We start from the raw sequence: 1524 nt of genomic DNA on the forward strand, positions 1-1524 counted from the left end.
CCGCCGGGAGTTGGGCAAGCCCCCGGCCCGGCGGTGCGCGCTCTCTCTTCCCAGGATGCCATGGGCCCGCCCTCCCCGGCCGGGCTCTGACCTGGACGTCAAGCCCCGCACCGGCCGGGGTTCACCCGCGGCCCAGGCGGCGCCACGGGGCCGGGCCGCTGCTTCGGCGGCCACGGCGGCCTCCTGTTCGGCCTGCGCCCGCTCCCGGCGTTCCCGCTCAACGCGTGCGCGCCGCTCGGCTTCTTTCCGGGCCTGCCGCTGGGCTTCCTCCCGCCGTTCGCGCTCCGCTCGCTGGGCCGCCTCCTTCTGCCGACGGCGTTCGTCTTCGGCTCGCCGGCGAGCTTCGGCGGCGTCCCGGCGGGGATTGCCGATCGCGTCGAGCAACGGCTGCCAGTCCTTGCGGCCGAAGCGCCAGAACGCCGGGCCATCATGGCCATGCGCGCGCAGCCGTTCCATGGTGGTGCCCACGATCGGGATCTTGCCGTCGTAGTCGTGGAACTCGCCGTGCCAGTGGCCCTCCCAGTGCCGGCGGCTGTGCCGGGCGGTGGCCGTCATCGAGGTGTGCGGGTCGCGCGGCCCTAGCGGGTTGAAGACGAGCAGGACGGGCGGGTGGTCCACCTCCCGGTAGTAGCGCGGGGGCGGGAACTCCCAGCGGGTGCGCCACAGCGGGCGTTCCTTCCCGTCGACGTCCTTGACCGTCCGCGCGAGGAACCGGGCGTACTTGACGAACTTGGTGGCGATGCGCGCGGCGTCCATGAAGCAGTTGTCGACCTCGATGAACAGCAGCGGCACGTCGTCCTCCGGGGCGACCAGGACGGCGTCGGCCCGGGCGCCGCCCGGGCCGGGCCGGGACCAGGTCCCGCTCGCCGGCAGCGGCACCTCGGTGGCGTAGGAGGCCAGCAGGCCGACCCCGGGCCGCACCGCGGCCGCGGCGGCCTTTATCTCGGGCGGCTCGTCCTGGAGCAGCGTGAGGTCGGGGACCGGGCGGATCAGCGCGATGACGGCCTCGTTGACGGCGAGCGCGTGCGAGGCGCCCGTGCTGCCCGCGCCCCGGGCGACCGAGCCCGCCTCCGCCTCGAGGCGGCCCAGCAGAGCGGTGGCGGCCTCCAGCCCCGCCGGGGTCAGGCTGAAGAGTTTCTCCCCGCCTCTGGTGCGGCCGGCGTCCACGACCAGGCCGTGGCGGCGCAGATCGCCCGCGGCCGCGCGGTGCGGCTTCGTGCGGGCCTCCTTCCTCTGCGCCTCCTCCTTCAGGTCGGTGTGGCGGAACGACAGGTGCGGGCGGGTCAGACGCTGGATCTGCCCGGCGGTGGCCACCTTCAGCACGCCCAGCACCTCCAGCACGTCCTCGCGCAGCCCGTTCGACGAGCCGCCCGGATTGAGCAGCCGGCGGCCGGTCACCGTCCGCGCCCCCGGCCGCAGGCGCCGCCCCCGGGCAGGGGCGCGGGTGCGGGGTGGGCGAGCAGCTGCTCGCCGCTGCCCCCCGCCGCCCCGGACATCTCCGCTCCCACCGCCAGGAGCAGGGAG

1 protein-coding gene is annotated in these 1524 nt (G+C 75.9%); it reads right to left on the minus strand.

What is annotated here, in order from left to right:
- Positions 1–1398, minus strand: a 1398-nt coding sequence (locus tag D7231_RS34620; RefSeq protein WP_120760313.1) for a replication-relaxation family protein, incomplete at its 3' end; no start/stop codon positions are given.
- Between the last annotated feature and the right edge of the window lie 126 nt (positions 1399–1524).

Origin of the sequence: Streptomyces klenkii (assembly GCF_003626645.1) — a bacterium.
Taxonomy (GTDB): domain Bacteria; phylum Actinomycetota; class Actinomycetes; order Streptomycetales; family Streptomycetaceae; genus Streptomyces; species Streptomyces klenkii.